Origin of the sequence: Alteromonas sp. McT4-15, assembly GCF_020515205.1 — a bacterium.
Lineage (GTDB): Bacteria > Pseudomonadota > Gammaproteobacteria > Enterobacterales > Alteromonadaceae > Alteromonas.
Genome location: NZ_JAJALG010000081.1, coordinates 1 through 2,307 on the forward strand (window position 1 = coordinate 1; position 2,307 = coordinate 2,307).

The window sequence follows — 2,307 nt, forward strand, 5'->3', positions numbered from 1 at the left end:
CAAATGATTTAGTCTTAAGCAAACTAATTATGGCACTGGCTTTCAGCTAACCCACGAAAATGCGGAGGCTAGCATTTCACAGGGAGTCATTGTGTCTATGCATCAGGATGAACATGCAAAATAAACTCTTTTTTGTCGCTTTAATATTAGTAGCCGTTTTTTCGTTCTTAGCAGGTAAATATTTTACACATTCAAAAAAGAGCTCAGAATACATAGATGCGTTAGTTACGACTGTCAATTTGTCTTCAGATCGTTGGAATGAAATCAAGCTTCTTACTGTTTTATATGAGGCCTCATTACAGGACAAGGAAACGGCTAAGTTTCAATATGTTCTTGCAGTGTCGCTCATGTTTCGTGACGATATTCGGCTGAGAGATATCTATAAAAATGACTATGGTTTAAACACCGGAACTTACAGTACCAATAACGCCGTCATTGAGTCTTTGAAAAAACATGGATTTGCAGAGTGCGCTAATCTAGAAGGAGCAGATTTAGTTCACTGCAACTTGGATGTTTTGGAGAATGATGCATAACAACTCAATAAACTCTCTCACTTCGTTCGCTGGGACGCATACACGCAGGGCGGCTTCGCCATTATGCCCTACGTGCCTGCGCCCGTTATTGAAAAGTTATGTGCTAAAGGGAACTAAAGAATAAAGAGATGTTTCAAAACTCTTACTTAAACAACCTAGTTTTAATCGCTCCAGTTATCCCGATAATGATGGCTGTTCAAAACATCGCATATCTACTTTGGCTTCCTCTTGGCCTTTTAGCATCTTGGGCAATCGTCACTACCAACAAAGAACTCAAACTTACATTTACAAATTCAAAAAAGTTGTGGGTACGTATTGCTAGTTGCATTGTCTTGAGCCTCGGAATATTGTTGTTTACTAGCACCATTATAGCCTTCGTCTTTTACATCATATTTTCGTCTGTTGTAGCTCTAAATTATGAGCACTACTACAAGGAATTAGGTGAACGCACATTACAAACAAATTATGGCACTCGCTGTCGCTCGCTGGGACGCAAACACGTGCGCGGCTTCGCCATTATTGCACACGTGTCTGCGCCCCATATTTGGAAGTTATGCGTCAAGGACACTTCTATGAGTAACCATGCTCAATATGGATTTATAGCCATCCTTCTAGGTTTATTAATGTGTTTCGCGTACCTTTCTTTCATGCCAAAAGAAAAAGCACTCGTAGTGAATACTGTTAATCATGACCGGGTTATTTGTGGATTAGCCACATGTGGTCACCATGCGATTATTTTAAAATCTAACACAGTGGTTAATTTAAACGGCGAAGACATTTTATTAAGCGAATTCATTTCTCGCTTGGGTAAAGGGCTAGACCAATGTGAGGCTAGAACGCTATTTATAGCAGCAAATCCGGACTTAGACAGCGGGTTGGTAATCGAGCTCTCAAACTTAATCACCGCTAAGATTCCAGACATCAAAATTGGCTGGGGCAGCAATGACGCATAACAAACAAATAAAGTCACTCGCTGTCGCTCGTTGGGACGCTAACACGCAGGGCCGCTTCGCTATTATGCCCTACGTGCCAGCGCCCCTTATTTAAAAGTTATGTGTCACAGGAATTTTATGGATAAGTTGATGAAATGGAAGCTAATTGAAAATGAACTTTGGCAAGCTCATCAACTCCTTCCAAAGAATATCAAACAATCTGATTTTGGTTATAGAGAAGTAGATTTCTTAGAGTATCTCAGTCATAACGAGCTTCGGTTGGCGATGGAAGAACTAGATGGAGTTATAGTGGACAATCCTTCTCCGTCTAAAGAGTTTTGGCAACACTTGGTGAACGCCGCAAACCTTATGAATAGTAAAAAAGAGCCAACTTATAGGCAGTTTATAGATGCCACATAACAAAAAAATTAAGTCGCCTGCTGGCGCAGGCTGGGACGCTAACACGCAGGGCCGCTTCGCTATTATGCCCTACGTGTTATCGCCCCTTATTTAAAAGTTATACACCACCCATTTTTTAGTAAAAATCAGGCCAAAGTTCAGCGCTTTTTTACAACGGCTTTAGGGGTTCGTTTTAGTTTTTGGTTAGCATCGAAGGTGGCGAAAAAGCTCTGCTTTTCAACTCAGGCAGCACTCTTCTTTTACAGCTAGTACAAGTTTAGAACGCTTGTTGTTTTGTTCGGTACTTTTACCCTATTTTCTTCAACATGCTGGCAGTTAACAATCGGTTTGTGTATAACAAAAAAATTAAGTCGCCTGCTAGCGCAGGCTGGGACGCATACACGTGGGCTGCTTCGCATTATAGCCCACGCGTCTGCGCCCCT

Annotated in this window: 3 protein-coding genes; all 3 read left to right on the forward strand. The window is 41.4% G+C overall.

Going from position 1 to position 2,307, the window contains the following annotated elements; genetic code table 11:
• Positions 1 to 113 precede the first annotated feature (113 nt).
• Positions 114 to 533 carry a hypothetical protein gene (locus LHL20_RS20755; protein ID WP_226434663.1) on the forward strand — a complete coding sequence of 140 codons (420 nt, stop codon included), beginning with the start codon at positions 114 to 116 and terminating at the stop codon, positions 531 to 533.
• Between the two features lie 128 nt (positions 534 to 661).
• On the forward strand, positions 662 to 1,486 hold the full coding sequence (locus LHL20_RS20760) for a hypothetical protein (RefSeq protein WP_226434664.1): 825 nt from the start codon (positions 662 to 664) through the stop codon (positions 1,484 to 1,486).
• Between the two features lie 117 nt (positions 1,487 to 1,603).
• Positions 1,604 to 1,885 (forward strand): hypothetical protein, encoded by a 282-nt coding sequence (locus LHL20_RS20765; protein WP_131138463.1) that lies wholly within the window; start codon positions 1,604 to 1,606, stop codon positions 1,883 to 1,885.
• The last annotated feature ends 422 nt before the right edge of the window (positions 1,886 to 2,307 follow it).